This window comes from Actinomadura madurae (assembly GCF_047130825.1).
Taxonomy (GTDB): domain Bacteria; phylum Actinomycetota; class Actinomycetes; order Streptosporangiales; family Streptosporangiaceae; genus Spirillospora; species Spirillospora madurae.
Genome location: NZ_CP083237.1, coordinates 7,024,583 through 7,041,141, shown reverse-complemented (window position 1 = coordinate 7,041,141; position 16,559 = coordinate 7,024,583). Strand labels below are relative to the sequence as shown.

Below are 16,559 nucleotides of genomic sequence, written 5' to 3'. Positions count from 1 at the left end.
GGAGAAGGCCAGTGGTCATCTCCGCCCCCGGCACTGAGACCGGGGCGGCGAAGCGCCGGCGACCCACGGCGCTCCGCGGACATCGTGTCCTGCCGATACCGGCGGTCCTGTGGCTCGCCATCCTGTTCCTCGTCCCCGTGGGGATTCTGCTCAGCACCAGCTTCCTTTCCTATGAAGGACCGGACGTGGTGCTCGATCCGAATCTGGGGAACTATTCCGCGCTGTTCTCCGACTCGCACTTCCTGCGGATCCTGTGGTCGACCGTATGGACCTCGCTGGCCGTGGCGTTCATCTGCGCGGTGATGGCCTACCCGGTCGCGCACTTCCTCGTCCGCAGCAATTCCAGAATCCGTGTCCTGGTCGTCGTCCTGGTGCTGTCGCCCATGGTGGCCAGCGTGGTGGTGCGGACGTACGGCTGGCTGGTGCTCCTCGAAAAGGACGGCCTGATCAGCCAGGTGCTGGAGGGGACGGGAATTCATGACGGGCCGACCGGGCTCCGCGGAACGTACGCGGCCATCATCATCGGGCTGGTCCACGTCCTGCTTCCCTTCAGCGTCTTCACCACGATGTCGTCGCTGCAGGCGGTGAACCCGAACCTCGAACAGGCCGCCCGCGACCTCGGCGCCGGTCCCGTTCGGACCTTCTTCCGGGTGACGCTTCCACTGTCGCTGCCGGGGGTGACGGCGGGCGCGATCCTCGTGTTCGCGATCTGCCTGGGCGCGTTCGCCACCCCGTCCGTCCTCGGCGGCGGCCGGGTGCAGACCCTGGCCACCCTGGTGCAGGAGGCCATGATCACGACCGGGGAGTGGGCGCGCGCGGCCTCCGTCGCCGCCGTCATCCTCGCGCTCGGACTGTCGGTCATCCTGGTGCTGTCCTGGTCGGCACGACTGACGAGCCGGGGCGGCCGGCCGGGGGTGGGCGGTCGTGGCTGAGTCCTCCCGCAGGCGGGTGCGGCCCGGCCGCATCGTCCAGGCCGCCGTGCTGTCGCTGATCATGTCGTTCATCGCGCTGCCGCTGCTGGTGGTCGTGTGGACGGCGGTCCAGCCCGACACCTACCCGGAGCTGCCGCCGCGCGGCGTGTCGCTGCGGTGGTGGCCAGAGGCGCTGACGGCGCAGTGGCTGGAGCCGATCTGGCAGAGCCTGCTCATCGCGATCCCGGCGGCGGCGCTCGCCACCTGCCTCGGCACCGCCGCCGCGTACGGCCTGCTCCGCTCCGGCGGAGTGGCGCGCACGCTCGTGGAGGGCTTCCTCGCCTCTCCGCTGCTGCTGCCGGAGATCGTCATCAGCCTGGCGCTGCTGCAGATGCTGACCCAGCTCGGCGGCCGCGACCTGGTCGGCACGCCGATCCTGATGGCGAGCCACGTGCTGGTGGGCATCCCGTTCGTCGTCCGGACGGTCGGGGTGGCCCTCGCGGGCGTCGACCCCTCGTGGGAACGGGCCGCGGCGGATCTCGGCGCGACCAGGGCGAGGACCTTCCTCCACGTCACCCTGCCCCTGATCCGCAGCGGAATCCTCGCCGGAATGCTCTTCAGCTTCATCGCGTCCTTCAACAACGTGGAACTGTCGCTGTTCCTCGTCTCCCGGGAGAAGTCGACCATTCCCATCGCCATCTTGTCGGCCATGCAATACGACTATTCGCCGGTGCTCGCCTGCGTGGCGCTGCTGACGCTCGTCCCCGTCCTGCTCGCGGTGGGCCTGGCCCACCGCTACGCCAAGCTGACCGACTTCATCTACGGAGGTGACCGGCGGTGAACAGCACGAAGTCCACCCTTTCCCGATCGGGATCGCACGAGGCGGGGCAGGACGGGCAGGTCGCCCTGCGCACCGTCGTGAAGAGGTACGGGGACGAGGTGGCGGTGGACCATCTCAGCCTGGACGTCCGCCCCGGTGAGCTGCTGACGCTGCTCGGCCCCAGCGGGTGCGGGAAGACGACCACGCTCAACATGATCGCGGGGTTCGCCGAGCCCGATGCCGGTGCCGTCCTGATGAACGGGAGCAGGGTCGACCATCTCCCGCCGAACAAGCGCCCCAGCGCCATGGTGTTCCAGCAGTACGCCCTGTTCCCGCACATGACCGTCGCCGACAACGTCGGGTTCGGGCTGCGGATGCGCAAGGTCGGCCGCGCCGAGCGCGCCCGGCGGATCGCGGACGCCCTGGCCCTCGTCGGGCTGGCGGGAATGGGCGGACGGTTCCCGCGCCAGCTGTCCGGAGGGCAGCAGCAGCGGGTGGCGCTGGCGAGGGCGACCGTCGTCGAGCCCGCCGTCCTCCTGCTCGACGAACCGCTGTCCAACCTCGACCTCAAGCTGCGCGAGCAGCTCCGCCTGGAGATCAGGCGGCTGCAGCAGAAGGTCGGCATCACCACCGTGTTCGTCACGCACGACCAGACCGAGGCGCTCGTGGTGTCCGACCGGATCGCGGTGATGAACGCCGGACGCATCGAGCAGCTCGGACCGCCCGCGGAGATTTACGCCAGGCCCGTCAACACGTTCGTCGCCGGCTTCGTCGGCCAGTCGAACATCCTGGCCGCGGACGTCGCCGGACCGGCCGGCCCGTCCCTCATGGTGCGGCTCGAAGACGGGCAGGCGCTCTCGGTCACCGACCCGCGGGAGGAGGCCGAGGCCGGCGAGCGCGTGAACGTGCTCATCCGCCCGGAGTCCCTGACCGTCCATGCCGGCGACACCGTGACCGGCGACGCGGCCGGTGAGGCGGCGGCGCGGATCTCCCGGTTGCGGGGCTCGGTGACCGAGGTCCAGTACCTCGGCGCGTCGGCGAACGTCGTGGTGGACCTTCCCGGGGCCGGCCGGCTGACCGCCGCCGTCTCGGGCGGACCCGCCACCTCGTTGCCCTCCCCCGGCGACCGCGTGACCGTCACCGCCCCGGCCGGGGAGTGCCTGGTGCTCGCCGACTGACGTTCCCCCTCGCCCGTCCGCCCCCACGAAATCCCCGCATTCCAACGAAAGAGGTAGAGAGAGCGATGTCGCTCAAGGTCGTCGTCGTCGGAGCCGGTGTGATGGGAGCGGCCATGGCCGCTGAACTGGCGCGCCACGGCTGCTCGGTCACCGTGCTGGATTCGGGTGCGCCCGCGTCCGGAACCTCGGGTGCCACCTTTTCCTGGACCAACTCCAACAACAAGACGCCCCGCAGCTATCACGACCTCAACGTCGAGGGGCTGCGGGCGCACCGGCGGCTCGCGCAGGAGGCCGCCTCGTGCGACTGGTACCACGAGCACGGCAACCTGGAGTGGAAGGCCGATCCTGCGGCGCGGGAGAACCAGCGGCGGAAGGCCGAGCGCCTGACGGACTGGGGTTATCCGGTGCGGTGGCTGGAGCCGTCCCAGGCCCGCGAGCTGGAGCCCGACCTGGCCGCGGGCAAGATCGACGGGCCGGTCGCGTACTACCCGGAGGAAGGCTGGGTCGACCCCGTGCCGCTCGTGCGCGCGCTCCTGTCGTCCGCCCGCGCGGCGGGGGCGGACGTCAGGCCCCATTCGGCCGTCGTCGGGATGCCGATGGCGGGCGACCGCGTCACCGGCGTCACCACGGCCGACGGGGAGACCGTGCGGGCGGACGCGGTCGTCGACTGCGCGGGTCCCCGGGCGGCCGAGGTCGCCGCGCTGGCCGGGGTCGAGCTGCCCATGCGCAACTCCATCGGCCTCCTCGCCTACACCGCCCCGACGGCCGTCTCGGTGGGCAGGGTGATCCACGCGCCGGGCGTCCATCTCAGGCCCGATGGTGCCGGACGGCTGCTCCTGCACGACCCGAGCCTGGACGACGCGGTGTCCGGAGGCGAGAACGGCTCCTGGGACGTCGAGCCGGGCGCCGCCGAGACGCTGCTGCGCCGGACCGAGGAGCTCTACCCGGGCTTCCGCGGAACCCGGATCGAGGCGACCCGGGTCGGGGTGCGTCCGATACCGGTCGACGGTCTGCCGGTGCTCGGACGGAGCGCCACGGCAGACGGGCTCTTCCTCGCGGTGACCCACAGCGGCGCCACCCTCTGCCTGCGCGTCGCCGAGCTGGTGGGCGCCGAGATCCGCGGGGAGCGGGTCGATGAGCTGGGGCCCTTCCGCCATGGCCGCGCCCGGCAGGACGCCGCGACGACGCGGGGGGCCTCGTGACCGTCACCGTGATCCGATCCGGCACCGTCGTCCCCGGCGACGGGACCGCCTCGCTGCCCGGCACGGACGTCGTCATCGTCGACGGCGCCGTCCGCGACCTGCCGCCGTCGGACCCGGAGCGGCCCTACGACCGGGCGGACCTCGTGATCGACGCGGCCGGCAAGGTCGTGCTGCCCGGCCTGATCAACAACCACACGCACGGGACGGCCTTCGGCCCGCTGTTCCCGAGCGGGCACGAGCCGCTCCCCGACGACCAGGTCGTCCGCAACCTCGACCGGCACCTGCTGGAGGGGACCACCACGGTCCTGTGCGTGGACGGGTTCATGACCGCCGAGCAGATCGCGCGGACGAACGCCGCGCACCCGGTGAACGTGAAGGCGGCCTCGTGCAACACGCCCTCCTGCCTGCGGGCCGCCCAGATCGCGGACGGCGGCGGGCTGCGCGAGGACAACGTCCGGGCCACCGCCGAGAGGGCCGTGCGGGACGGCGCGGTGGCACTGGGCGAGATCGGCGCCGGGCACACCCTCGGCGGCGGCGGGGCGAGCTACATGTACATCCCGCAGAAGGTGCGGGAGCTCACCGGGGAGACCATCACGCCCGCGCAGGCGAACGCCCTGAAGTACACGGTGCTGGGGCGGCACATCGATCGCCGGACCCACGACCGGGACGAGGTGGCCGCCGTCCTGACCGAGATCGGGCTGATCGACCTCATGACCCCGGAGGACGCGGCGGACATCGTCCGCTCCGTGGTGCTCCCCGCCTTCGAGGTGGCCCTGCACGGGCTGGCCGAGGCCGCGGAGCACGCGCGGCGCCACGGCGTGCCGGTCCTCGTGCACAACGCCGCGGCGTCCATGAAGCAGGTCGCCGAGATCGCGCGGATCGACGTCCGGCTGATCGCCGGCCACTCCAACCATTCGAGCTTCACCGTCGAGGAGGCGGTGGAGCACGCCGCCGAGCTGCGGAAATCTGGGGTCGTCGTCGACGTGTCGACGCTGGACGGGCTCGGAGCGCGCCGGCTCCTGCGCTCCCCTGAGACAATGTTCGCGATGCTGCGGGAAGGCCTGGTCGACACCATCTCCACCGACTACGCCGGCGGGTACCACGACCCCATCCTGCTGGCGATCTCGAAGGCGGTCGAGGACGGCGCCACCACCCTGCCCGCGGCCGTCGCGATGGCCGGCGCCAACGTCGCCGACGCCGTCCCCGGCCTCGCACCCAACCGGGGGCGCATCGGCCCCGGCGCCGTGGCGGACATCGTGGTGGCCGACGCGGAGCGGCTCGACGACGTCCGATGGGTCCTCATCGACGGCCGCCCCGCCGTCGCGGACGGCGAACTCGTCCGCGCGAATCCATGACGAGCACCAGGAACACCGGTATGGACACACCCCAGGACACCTCGGCCGCCGGCCCCGCGCGCATCCCGCGGGGCCGGCCCCGGCCGCCCGACGATCAAGGACGTGGCGGCCGCCGCCGGCGTCTCGACCGCCACGGTCTCCCGCGTGCTGTCCGGGACGTCGCCCGTCAGCCCCGACCTGGTGGCGCGGGTGACGCGGGTGATCGACGAGCTGGGCTACAGCCCGAACGGGCTCACCCGCGGCGTCTTCAAGGGCAGGTCGAACAGCATCGGCGTGCTCGTCGGAGACCTCCGCAACCACTTCTACGTCGAGCTCGTCCGGGGGGCCGAGGAGGTGGCCACGTCGGCCGACGGATCGGTCCTGCTCGCCGACACCTCCAGGAATCCCTCCGCCGAGCGCCGCCTGCTCAGCCTCATGGACGAGCAGCGGGTCCGCGGCCTCATCACCACCACCGGCCACGACAACGACGACCTGACCCGCCAGATGGCGTCCCGCGGGGCGCAGTGCGTCCTGCTCACCCGCGCCCCGGCGGCGGCGCACCCGCGCATGCACAGCGTCCACCTCGACGACCGCGCGGCCGGCGCGCTCTGCGCCCGGCACCTGTACGGGCTGGGCCGCCGCCGCATCGCCGTCGTCACGAGCACCCGGCGGCTGACCACGCAACGCCTGCGGCTGGCGGGCGTCGCCGCCGAACGCGACGCCACGGGCCCACCGGCGGGCCCGATCTCGGTGCACACCTGCGAGACCCAGGAACCCGGCGTCGTGGCCGAGGCGGTGGCCGAGCTGCTCACCGCACGCGAGGGCGGCCCCCCGGACGCCGTCATCTGCACCAGCGGACGGCTCACCCGCGAGGTCTTCGGATCCCTCCGGGCGGCGGGCGCCCGAATCCCCGACGACATCGCCTTCGTCTCCTTCGACGACTTCCCCTGGGCATCGCTGATCGATCCACCGCTCACCGTCGTCGACCAGCACCCCCACCGCATGGGCGTCCTCGCCACCCGGCTGATCCTGGCCGAGGACCGCGACGAGCCCGAGGAGATCGTCATCGAACCCACGCTCATCGTCCGCCGCTCCTGCGGCGGAGCCTGAGAGCCCGCGATGGACGACCGTCACGTCTGCGCGCGCCTGGCCGAGCGGCTGGCCGCCCCGTCCCTCCCCCAGGCGGGGCCGGCGACACGACGCCGGCTCCGCGAACTGGTGCTCGACAGCATCGGCTGCGGCCTCGGCGCCGCCGGCATCGGCTGGGGCCGGTCGCTGGTGGACGGCACCGTCGCGCTCGACGGCCCCGGCGGCCCCGCCACCGTCTTCGGCTCGGCCACCCGCGTGGGCACGCTCGCCGCGGCGTCCGCGAACGCCCTGCTCGCCAACTGCCTGGACTTCGACGACACCCTGCACGGCCACCCGGGCGCCGTGATCGTTCCCACCGCGCTGGCCGTCGGCGACGCCCGCCGATCGTCCGGCGCCGACGTCCTGGCCGCGGTGCTCGCCGGCTACGAGGTCGCCGGGCGCCTCGGCACCGCCGCCCGGCCCAGCACCCGGCACCGGCTCGCCTCCTGGGGGACCGGCGGGCACCTGGCCCTCGCCGGAGCGGCGGTCACCGCGAGGCTCCTGCACCTGGACGAGACGGCGACGGCCCACGCCCTGGCCCTCGCCGCCTGCGCCGCGCCCGTCCCGTCCGTCCGGCAGAGCGTCTACGGCCCGCTGGGACCGTCGATGGCGAAGAACAACTACGCGGCGGCGGCCACGGCCGGGATGACCGCCGCCTACCAGGCGGACCACCACATGACGGGCCCACTGGACGTCCTCGACGACGACCGCGGCTTCGCGCGGCTCGTCGCCACCGACCAGTGGGACCCCCGAGCGCTCCTGGACGGCTGGAGCACCCGTTTCCAAGCCGACCAGGTGGCGACCAAGCCCTACTCCTGCTGCCGGAAGATCCACGCCTCGCTCGACGCGGTGCTGGCGGCCCGCGACGAGCACCGCCTCGACGCGTCCGAGATCATCGCGATCGACCTCCACTCCGGCGCGTGGGCGACCAGCCCGCACTTCGCCCGGCCGGACCCCGCCGACGCCCCCGCCGCCCAGTTCAGCGCACCCTATTGCGTCGCGGCCGCACTCCGCGGTCACCAGCCCGGTCCCGCATGGTTCCACCCCGGCACCCTGACCGACACCGCCGTGCGACGGCTGGCGGAGAAGGTGCGGCTGCTCGCACCCGCCGCCCCGTCGTCGACGGTCCTGACCCTGCGATCCACGCGCGGGACGTTCCACAGCGAGGTACGCCACCCCAAGGGCCACCCGCTCAACCCGATGACCGATGCGGAGATCGAGAGCAAGTTCCGGCGGCTGGCCGGCCCGGTCCTCGGCGCCGAACGCGCGACCGCGATCAGCAAGGCCGTCCGGGCGCTCCAGGACACCCACGACGTCGGCACCCTGACCGCACTGCTCCGTCCCTGACAGCGTCCCCACGGCCGCCGGGAAGGCCATCAGCGGAGGGAGGCGGCGAGTCGCAGGACGCGGGACGTGTCGCCGAAGGGGCCGATCAGCAGGTCGGTGGCGCCGGCGTCGGCGAAGCGGCGCAGCTCCCGGGCGACCGTGTCCTCGTCCCCCGCGATGACCGTCTCGTGTACGCCCGACAGGCCCTGGCGGTCGAGGACCGCCTGGTAGGCGGGGAACTGCGACACGGCACCGAACTGCTCGGCCACGGTCCGGCGGGCGCCGTCCGGGTCGTCGGTGACGGCCACCACGACGCCGGCCAGCACGCGCGGCGCGGGCCGTCCGGCGGCGTCGGCGGCGCGGGTGATCGCGGGCACGATGTGGTCGGCGATCGCGTCGGCGCCCACCCAGCTCGTCACGGTGCCGTCTGCGAGCTCGCCCGCGACGCGCAGCATGGCCGGGCCGAGCGCGGACAGGATCACCGGCGGCGGGGTCGTGCCGGGCGCGTCCACGGCGCCGACCGCGGTCAGCGTCTCGCCGTGCCGGTCGACGGCCTCGCCGCGCAGCAGCGGGCGCAGGGCGGACAGGTACTCGCGGACGTGCCGCACGGGCCGCTCGTAGGAGATCCCGTGCGCGCCCTCGATGACCTGCGGGTGGCTCGGCCCGATGCCGAGGGTGAAGCGCCCGCCCGCCATGGCCTGCGCGGTGAGCGCCTGGGAGGCGAGGGCGAGGGGATGGCGCGGGTACGTCGGGACGATGGCGGTGCCCACCTCGATGCCGGGCACCTCGCGTCCGGCGAGCGCCGCGGCCATGAGGGCGTCCCACGACGCCGCGTGCCCGAGGAAGAAGCCGTCGAGCCCGGCGTCCCGGGCGAGGCGGGCCTGGGCGACGAGATCGTCCACGGGGGCCGTCCCGGCGACGCTGAACATTCCGATGCGCATGAAGCCGCTCCAACCTGAATCGGATATTCCGGTTCCGTCAGAGTAATATGAATCTGAGATTCCGGTTAACGGTGGGAGGGGGCGAACGATGCGGGCCGACGCGCGGCGCAACCGAGAGCGGATCGTCACGTGCGCCCTCCGGCTGTTCGCCGAGCGCGGCCCCGGCGTGGGCATGGAGGAGATCGCCCGGGAGGCCGGGCTCGGCGTCGGCACCCTCTACCGGCACTTCCCGGACCGGAGGGCGCTCGTCGAGGAGATCGCGACCGGCTCGCTCCGCTGCCTCGGCACGCGGATCCGGCTGCTGGCCGCCCAGGACCTCTCGCGCTGGGACGTGCTCACCGAAGTCGTCGCCTACTGCACGGGACAGCCGCTGGCCCTCATCAAGTCCCTCGCCGAGGACGTTCCCGTGCCCAGCGAGCGGGGCGCCTTGCAGGAAGAGGTCGACGGGCTCCTCCGAGAGGTCATCGAGCAGGCCCGGCACGAGGGCGGACTGCGCCGCGACATCGGCTCCACGGAGGTGGTGGAGATGCTCAGCACCGCCGTCTGCCGTCCGGGCGCCCGCCCCGGCGACGCCTTCACCCGGGTGATGCTGGACGGCCTCAGAGCCTGACCCCCGCCCCGGTCAGGTCACCAGCCCTCGGCGGTAGGCGTAGACGACCGCCTGGACGCGGTCGCGCAGGTCGAGCTTGGTGAGGATGCGCGACACGTACGTCTTGACGGTCTCCTGGCTGATCACCAGGGCCGCGGCGATCTCGCTGTTGGACCGGCCGTCGGCGATGAGGCGCAGCACCTCCAGCTCGCGGGGGGTCAGCGGGATGTCGTCCGGCCCGCCCTCGGCGGGACGGATCCGCGCCGCGTACTTCCCCACGAGCTGCCGCGTCACCTCGGGGGCCAGCAGGGCGGCGCCGGCGGCGACGGTGCGGATGCCGTGCAGGAGCTGCGCGGGCGGGGCGTCCTTCAGCAGGAACCCGCTCGCCCCGGCGCGCAGTGCCTCGTACACGTACTGGTCCAGGTTGAACGTCGTCACCACGAGCACCTTGACGGGATGCCGCACCCCGGCGCCGGCCAGCAGGCGGGTCGCCTCGATGCCGTCCAGCACCGGCATGCGCACGTCCATCACGACCATGTCCGGATCCATCCGGCGGGCGAGGTCGACCGCGGCGCGGCCGTCCCCGCACTCGCCCACCACCTCCAGGTCGGGCTGCGCGTTGATGATCGTCGTGAAGCCGGTGCGGATCAGCGCCTGGTCGTCGGCGACGACGACCCGGACGGGTGCGGTCACGAGGTCCTCGCGGGGATGCGCGCCCGCACGACGAACCCGCCGCCCGCCCGCCCGTCCGCGCGGAACTCGCCGCCCAGGGCGTCGACCCGCTCGCGGAGCCCCGCGAGGCCCCGCCCGCTGCCGCCGGGAGAGCCGGCCCGCGTGCCCGATCCGTCGTTGCCGACCTCGACCATGATGTCCCTGTCGCCGTAGTGCACGTGCACCACCGTACGGCTGCCATGGGCGTATTTGAGGGCGTTCGTCAGAGCCTCCTGCACGACGCGGTACGTCACGAACTCGGCGCTGCCGGACGACTCCGCCTTCTCGCCCTCCTCCTTGAACTCCACGGGCTGCCCCGCCTGGCGCGTCTGGTCCACGAGCGTGCGGAGGTCGCCGGCGGACGGCGCCCTGGTGGTGGCGGTGTCGTGGTCGGGGTTGAGCAGGTCGAGCAGGTGGCGCAGGTCGCCGATGGCCCGCCGGCCGGTCTCGCTGATGGAGCTCAGGGTCTCCTCGAGGCGATCGGGCGCGGCGGTCAGGTACCGCGCGGCCTCGGTCTGCACGACCATCGCGGTCACGTGGTGGGTGACGACGTCGTGGAGCTCGCGGGCGATGCGGGTGCGCTCCGCGGTGCGGGTGGCCTCGGCGATGCGCCGGCGGCGTTCGGCCTCGGCCTCCCGGGTGGACCTCAGCCACGACCCGACGCACCATCCCATGGTCGCCACCAGGTAGAACACCACGAACCCGCTCACGCCCTCCGGTGAGCCCATCCGGTGAAGCGTGATCGCCAGCGGCACGTACACCGCGGTGAGGGCGACCATGGCGAGCCGCCGGTGATGGTCCAGGTGGGCGCCCGCGCTCACCAGCACGAAGGCGATGGCGGTGCCCGCGACCATGTGGTAGCTGCCGAGCTCGGCGAGCGTGAAGCCGAGGGTCACCAGCGCGAGGGAGGCGCCCGGGTAGCGCCGCCGCACCGCCAGCGGAAGGGTCTCCAGGGCGAGGATCACGGCGGCGAGCGCGTCGAAGGGGCGCTTCGGGAGGTCGCCGACCTGCGTCTCCTGGCCGTGCAGGGCGGGGACGAAGGACAGGACGATCAGCAGCAGCGGGAACGGGAGATCCCGGACCACGACGGGGCACCGCCGCCACAGGTCCGGGATCCGCCGGAGGTCGATCATCGGGCGAGCGTAGCGGGCGCGGCGGGCCGGGCGGAGCGCCGGAGCGGGACCAGGTTCCCGCGCCGGCGGGCCAGCCACAGGAACACGACCGTCACGATCGTGCAGAACGCCACCGTGTACAGGCTCGCCTCCGGCCCGAACTCGCCGCCGGTGATCAGGCTCGACAGGGACGGGTCCGGGTTCACCCCGTGCAGCAGCCCCTCCGGCGCGGTGTTGCCGGAGACCGTGGTGCTGAAGACGCCGCCCGCCGCGAAGTTCCAGCCGAAGTGCAGGCCGATCGGCACCCACAGGTTGCGGGTGGCGACGTAGGCGGCGCCGAGCATGCCGCCCGCCTCGATCGCGATGGCGATGGCCCCCCACAGGGTGGCGTGCTCGTTGAACAGGTGCGACAGGCCGAACACCAGGGCGCTGAGCGTCAGCGCCACCCACGTGCCGGTGCGCTCCTCGAGGATCCGGAACAGCACGCCGCGGTACATCACCTCCTCGGTCACGGCGGCGGCGGCCATGAAGCCGAGCAGCGCGAGCGTGCCCCCGGCCGAGCCGAAGCCGTCGGCCTCGTAGCCGCCGAGGAAGGCGATGTTGACGATGACGGCCGCGAACAGCCCGGCGCCGAGCAGCGTCCCCAGGCCGAGGCGGACCGGGGCGCCCTTGGCCGCCACCTCCGCCGGCTCGCGGTGCTCGGTCCGCCGCACCACCCACGCGTACACCGGCAGGATGAGCGCGATGGTCACGGCGCCGATGCCCAGGCTGAGGGGGGCGTTCCAGTCCGCCGCCATCATCACCTGGCCGCCGACGAGGGCGATGACTCCGACCGCCAGGAGCTGCTTCCAGAATCGCATGATGTTCCTCCGAGATCCCGCGGTCAGGGGCGCCGCGGCCACGTCGAAGACGCTAGAGATCCGGCGATCCCGAATCTTCACCGCTCGGTGGACACTCCCGGGTAGCTCGCTCGGGGGACAGAAGAGGGCCGCCTACCATGATCGGGTCCAAGTTAGGGGGGTTGTGATGGGACTTCCGGGAATGACCGGCGTCCGAGCTCGTCTCCCATCCCGGCGGGAAGGCGTTCGACCGGCGCGCGCCCCGGCGGGACGGGGCATGACCGCGGTGCGGCGATGACGCGGTGCCCCGGCGGCGAGACCGCCGCCGGGACCGCCGGGACCGCCGGACCCGGCCGCATCCCGTGGCGGCTCCAGGCGGTCGCGTTCGTCAGCACGCTCGACCGGTTCTCGATGGCGCCGATGCTCGTCGCGATGGCCCACGGCCTCGGCGTCCCGCTGTCGGCGACCGTCCACGCCGCCAGCGCCTACTTCCTCGCCTACGGGCTCACGCAGCCGCTGTGGGCCGTCGTCGCGGACCGGCTCGGCCTCGTCCGCACGATGCGCGTCGCGCTGGCGCTCGCCGCGGTCTCCGCCGCCGCCTCCGCCGCCGCGGACTCCGCGCTCACCCTCGGGATCACCCGCGGGCTGACCGGGGCCTGCTTCGGCGCGGCGATCCCGGCGAGCCTGGTCTACGTCGGCGACACCGTCCCGGCCGCGCGCCGGCAGCCGGAGATCGCGCGGCTGATGACCGGGGTCGCGGCCGGGACGGCGCTCGCGTCGGCGGGCGCGGGCGCCGTCGCCGAGTTCGCCGGCTGGCGGCCGGCGTTCCTGGTGACGGGCGCGGCGGCGCTGCTGCTCGTGCCGGCCCTGCGCCGGCTCCCCGAACCGCCGCTCGTGCGGGCCGGCGCCGGGGTGCTCGCGCCGATGGCGGCGCTGGCCCGGTCCGGCCCCGCGCGGCTCGTGCTCGCGCTGGCGTTCGTCGAGGGCATGGTGCTGCTCGGCGTGCTGACCCTGCTGCCCGCCGCGGTGGAGGCGACGGGCGCGGGCGCGTCCGTCGCCGGCGCCGTCACCGCCCTCTACGGTGTCGCGGTGCTCGGCTTCGCCCGCCTGGCGGGGACGATGGCGCACCGCGTGCACGCGTCCCGCCTCATCGCGCTCGGCGGGACGGCCGCCACCGGCGCCTGCCTGCTGACCGCCCTGTCCCGCGCGCCCGCGGTGGTGCTCCCCGCCACCGTCCTGCTCGGCCTCGCCTGGGTGTCGATGCACTCCTCGCTCCAGACCTGGGCGACCGAGGTGCTCCCGGCCGCGCGCGCGACCGTCGTGTCGGGCTTCGCCGCGTCGCTGTTCCTGGGCAGCTCGACCGCGGCCGTCCTCACCGGCGGGCCGGCGGGCGCCGGACGGTACGCCGGGATCTTCGCCGCCGCCGCCGTGCTGACCGTCCCCCTCACCTTCGTCGCGACCGTCACGCGCGCCCGCTGGGCCGGGGAGGGGCGATGACGTCTCACATGGGTCGGTGCGCCAGGGCCCGTTCCAGGCGCTCCTGGGCGCGGGCCGCCTGCCGGGCGCGGTAGGCGATCGGCATGTAGCGGACGCGTTCGGGGAGCAGGGGCGTGCTCCGCCCGATGGCCTGCCCGGCCAGGCGCAGCCGGCGCTCGTCCCCGGCCGTCCAGGGCAGCCCGAGCTTCTCGCGGGCGGCCTCCGGGAGGGTGCCGATGGTGATCAGCCGTCCGAGCCGTCCGGCGGCCGCGCTCACCGGGGCGGCCAGCGGGCGCAGCGGCGCGGGCACGTTGGGCGGGACCTGGCCCATCTGGGCGAGGACCTCGTGGGCCACCTTGTGGGGGACGAGGGTGTTGTCCACCATGTCGTGGAAGTAGTCCCAGTAGTCCGGGATGCTCTCCGGCAGCATCCGTTCGGGCACGCGCAGGATCCTGCCGAGCTGGAGGAACTCGTCGAAGATCTGCTGTCCCTCCTCGGGGGCCGGCGGCGCGGGGGCGAAGTACTTCGCCGCGGCCACGGCGGCGTAGAAGCCGGTGAGGTGCACCCACGCCCAGGGCTCGGCCGACAGCGCGTGGTGGCGGTTCCCGTCCTCGTCGACGGCGCTGAGCGGCTTGTGCATCTCCCGCAGCCGCCTGCCCTCCTCGATGGCGGTCCGGCCCCCGTACACCCAGGTCTGGACGGAGGCGAAGCTGCGCGCCGCCCGCCCGAGCGGGTCGGTGCGGAAGCTCGACAGCCGGTCGACCACGGTCCCGATCGCCGGATGCATCACCTGGAGGATGAAGACGCTGTTGCCCGCGATCGCCGACGTGTAGAGCCCCATCTGCTCCCACAGCAGCGAACCCGGGCCGAACGGGACCGGCTCCTCGCTGCGTTCCCGCCCGGCCGGTGGGCTCTCGGGCGTCCCCTCGGTCATCGTCATGTGCGCGACCTCCCGAAAAGAAGCGACTCCGGTAAGCTAAACGCGAATAAGCAGTCGCTTACAAGTCGCGTTTCCGAAGGAACCGCCCATGGCCTCCTCACCTGGACTTTCGCCCCGCAGGATCCCCTCCCAGGACCGGTCGCGGCGCACGGTCGAGCGCATCCTGGAGGCCGCCACTCGCGTTCTGTCCGAGCGCGGGTACGACGGCGCCTCCACCAACCGGATCGCGAAGGCCGCCGGGATCAGCAACGGATCGCTGTACCAGTACTTCCCCAACAAGGACGCGATCGTCATCGCCGTCCTGGACCGGTTCGCCGACCATCTCGCCGACCGGCTCGGCGCCGAGATCGAGGCCACCATGCGGCAGCCGTGGGAGGCCGCCGGGCGCGCGCTGCTGGACGTCCAGATCCGGCTGTTCGAGGAGAACGCGGACCTGCTGCGCATCATCGTCGAGCAGGTCCCGCGGCTCGGCCCGTTCGACAAGCTCGCCGCGCTGCAGCGGCGGCTGACCGACCTGATCCGCGTCTACCTGCTGGTCAACCGCGCCGCGTTCCGCGAGGACCTCGACATCGACGCGACGCTCTGGATCATCACCGAGACCGTCGGCCTGCTGTCCATCAAGTACGTCCTGGACCGCCCGCCCATCCCGCACGACCGCATGGTCGACGAGCTGGCCGAGATGGTCAACGGCTACATCCGCGGTTGAGGCCCTGTCGCCCTCCGCGACGAGGTCGCCGAGCCGCCGCGAGGTCTGGATCGGCGGCGTAGGCGCGGATACATCCGGCTTTCGTCGGCGACTGGTTAGGCTGGGGGCGAAGCCGCCGTCCTGCGCGGCAGGTGACGGGCATGCTGATCTCCACGAGCGACGTGCCGGCGTCGGAGCGGTACGACTACTGGCAGGCGATCACCCGCGAGCACCTCGCCTGCGGCTTCCGGACGCCCTACGGCCGCCGCACCGTGTTCCGGGCCGAGAGCCGGGTGGACGCGCTGGGGGCGGTCACCGCGGCCGTCGCGACGGCCTTCGGGGACGGCGCCGCGGGCGCGGCGGAGCTGCACCGCACGCCGGCGATGATCCGCCGGGACGAGGCCGACCTCTACCAGCTCTGGCTGCCGGCGTCGGGCCGGCGGCTGGCGGTCGCCCAGGACGGCCGGCGGGCGGAACTGGCGCCGGGCGACGTCGCGCTGGCCGATCTGACGCGGCCGCTGAGCGTCCTCGCGCGGTCGCCCGGCCGCATGATGACGCTGCTGGTGCCCCGCGCGCTCCTGCCGCTGTCCCCCGAGCAGGCGGCCCGGGTGACCGGGGTGGCGCTGTCCGGCCGGGAGGGGACGGGCGCGCTGCTGTCGGCGCTGCTGACGCGCGTGGCGGCCGACCTCGGCACCTACGGTCCGTCCGAGGCGGCCCGGATCTCCACCGCCGCGCTCGATCTGGTCGCCGCGGTCCTGGCCCGGCGGCTGGACGCGGAAACACCGCCCGACGTCCGGCGCGAGGTGCTGCTGCGCCAGATCTACGCCTTCGTCGACGAGCACCTGGGCGACCCGGGGCTGACACCCGGCATGATCGCCGCGGCCCACCACGTGTCGCTCCGCCACCTGCACAAGCTGTTCGAGACCGAGGAGTGCACGGTCGCCGAATGGATCCGGCGCCGGCGGCTGGACCGGTGCCGCCGCGATCTCGCCGACACCGCGCTGCTGGAACGGCCGGTGGAGGCGATCGCGGCACGCTGGGGTTTCCCCAGCGCCGCGTCCTTCAGCAGGGTCTTCCGCGCCGTCCATGGAATCCCGCCCGGTGAGTACCGGGCCATGCATTCGGACCGGCCGCCGAAATAGCCGACCGCTGATAGTGCATACGCCGGCAATAGCCGTGCAGCGGCAGACAATCGGCCCCTTTGTCCTCCGTGTGACGCTGAGCATCTCTGCCAGTCGGGGAACGGGGAAAGATGAGATCCGCGCATCGTTCGATCGCGCCCGCCGCGCTTTTCTGCGCCGTGCTCTCTGCGGGGCTTTCCATCGCGAGCTGCGCCGGTGAGGGGGACGCGGGTGGAAGCGGCAAGC

16 protein-coding genes are annotated in these 16,559 nt (G+C 73.4%); 11 read left to right on the top strand and 5 right to left on the bottom strand.

The window, feature by feature from the left end; genetic code table 11:
* The first annotated feature begins 11 nt into the window (after window positions 1-11).
* The 7 genes from K8Z49_RS32375 to K8Z49_RS32345 all read left to right on the top strand — a co-directional run bounded on the left by K8Z49_RS32375 (window position 12) and on the right by K8Z49_RS32345 (window position 7,920).
* Entirely contained in the window at window positions 12-932 is a 921-nt protein-coding gene (locus tag K8Z49_RS32375) for an ABC transporter permease (protein ID WP_412515971.1), read from the top strand.
* The gene (locus K8Z49_RS32370) at window positions 925-1,752 is read left to right on the top strand and encodes an ABC transporter permease (protein ID WP_146877538.1); all 828 of its coding nucleotides are present in this window, start codon (window positions 925-927) and stop codon (window positions 1,750-1,752) included. Before K8Z49_RS32375 ends, K8Z49_RS32370 begins: the two co-directional genes overlap by 8 nt.
* Window positions 1,749-2,909, top strand: coding sequence for an ABC transporter ATP-binding protein (locus K8Z49_RS32365; RefSeq protein ID WP_412515970.1), 1,161 nt, complete (start codon window positions 1,749-1,751; stop codon window positions 2,907-2,909). The genes K8Z49_RS32370 and K8Z49_RS32365 overlap by 4 nt, the downstream gene beginning before the upstream one ends.
* Window positions 2,910-2,974: 65 nt before the next feature.
* Window positions 2,975-4,111 carry an NAD(P)/FAD-dependent oxidoreductase gene (locus K8Z49_RS32360; protein WP_412515969.1) on the top strand — a complete coding sequence of 379 codons (1,137 nt, stop codon included), beginning with the start codon at window positions 2,975-2,977 and terminating at the stop codon, window positions 4,109-4,111.
* Window positions 4,108-5,466: an amidohydrolase family protein gene (locus tag K8Z49_RS32355; protein WP_021596980.1), complete on the top strand. Its 1,359-nt coding sequence runs from the start codon at window positions 4,108-4,110 to the stop codon at window positions 5,464-5,466. Before K8Z49_RS32360 ends, K8Z49_RS32355 begins: the two co-directional genes overlap by 4 nt.
* A 102-nt stretch (window positions 5,467-5,568) precedes the next feature.
* Window positions 5,569-6,555: a LacI family DNA-binding transcriptional regulator gene (locus K8Z49_RS32350; protein WP_412515968.1), complete on the top strand. Its 987-nt coding sequence runs from the start codon at window positions 5,569-5,571 to the stop codon at window positions 6,553-6,555.
* A gap of 9 nt (window positions 6,556-6,564) precedes the next feature.
* Entirely contained in the window at window positions 6,565-7,920 is a 1,356-nt protein-coding gene (locus K8Z49_RS32345; protein WP_412515967.1) for an MmgE/PrpD family protein, read from the top strand.
* A gap of 29 nt (window positions 7,921-7,949) precedes the next feature.
* On the opposite strand, the gene K8Z49_RS32340 is transcribed toward K8Z49_RS32345, so the two are convergent.
* Window positions 7,950-8,840: an LLM class F420-dependent oxidoreductase gene (locus K8Z49_RS32340; protein ID WP_075021218.1), complete on the bottom strand. Its 891-nt coding sequence runs from the start codon at window positions 8,838-8,840 to the stop codon at window positions 7,950-7,952.
* 88 nt (window positions 8,841-8,928) lie between these two features.
* On the opposite strand from K8Z49_RS32340, the gene K8Z49_RS32335 reads away from it, so the two are divergent.
* On the top strand, window positions 8,929-9,450 hold the full coding sequence (locus tag K8Z49_RS32335; protein WP_075021219.1) for a TetR/AcrR family transcriptional regulator: 522 nt from the start codon (window positions 8,929-8,931) through the stop codon (window positions 9,448-9,450).
* Between the two features lie 12 nt (window positions 9,451-9,462).
* Here K8Z49_RS32335 and K8Z49_RS32330 read toward each other — a convergent pair whose 3' ends face one another.
* The 3 genes from K8Z49_RS32330 to K8Z49_RS32320 are packed head-to-tail and all read right to left on the bottom strand — an operon-like array spanning window position 9,463 to window position 12,112.
* Window positions 9,463-10,122, bottom strand: a complete 660-nt coding sequence (locus K8Z49_RS32330; RefSeq protein ID WP_024934515.1) for a response regulator — start codon at window positions 10,120-10,122, stop codon at window positions 9,463-9,465.
* Window positions 10,119-11,273 carry a sensor histidine kinase gene (locus K8Z49_RS32325; protein WP_024934516.1) on the bottom strand — a complete coding sequence of 385 codons (1,155 nt, stop codon included), beginning with the start codon at window positions 11,271-11,273 and terminating at the stop codon, window positions 10,119-10,121. Before K8Z49_RS32325 ends, K8Z49_RS32330 begins: the two co-directional genes overlap by 4 nt.
* Window positions 11,270-12,112 carry a CPBP family intramembrane glutamic endopeptidase gene (locus K8Z49_RS32320; protein WP_021596986.1) on the bottom strand — a complete coding sequence of 281 codons (843 nt, stop codon included), beginning with the start codon at window positions 12,110-12,112 and terminating at the stop codon, window positions 11,270-11,272. Before K8Z49_RS32320 ends, K8Z49_RS32325 begins: the two co-directional genes overlap by 4 nt.
* A gap of 273 nt (window positions 12,113-12,385) precedes the next feature.
* On the opposite strand from K8Z49_RS32320, the gene K8Z49_RS32315 reads away from it, so the two are divergent.
* Window positions 12,386-13,588: an MFS transporter gene (locus K8Z49_RS32315; protein WP_412515966.1), complete on the top strand. Its 1,203-nt coding sequence runs from the start codon at window positions 12,386-12,388 to the stop codon at window positions 13,586-13,588.
* A 4-nt stretch (window positions 13,589-13,592) separates the two neighbouring features.
* Here K8Z49_RS32315 and K8Z49_RS32310 read toward each other — a convergent pair whose 3' ends face one another.
* On the bottom strand, window positions 13,593-14,507 hold the full coding sequence (locus tag K8Z49_RS32310; protein WP_412515965.1) for an oxygenase MpaB family protein: 915 nt from the start codon (window positions 14,505-14,507) through the stop codon (window positions 13,593-13,595).
* An 88-nt stretch (window positions 14,508-14,595) separates the two neighbouring features.
* Here K8Z49_RS32310 and K8Z49_RS32305 point away from each other — a divergent pair, with 88 nt between their 5' ends.
* Window positions 14,596-15,213: a TetR/AcrR family transcriptional regulator gene (locus K8Z49_RS32305; protein ID WP_021599169.1), complete on the top strand. Its 618-nt coding sequence runs from the start codon at window positions 14,596-14,598 to the stop codon at window positions 15,211-15,213.
* 140 nt (window positions 15,214-15,353) lie between these two features.
* Window positions 15,354-16,334, top strand: coding sequence for a helix-turn-helix domain-containing protein (locus K8Z49_RS32300; RefSeq protein WP_412515964.1), 981 nt, complete (start codon window positions 15,354-15,356; stop codon window positions 16,332-16,334).
* The last annotated feature ends 225 nt before the right edge of the window (window positions 16,335-16,559 follow it).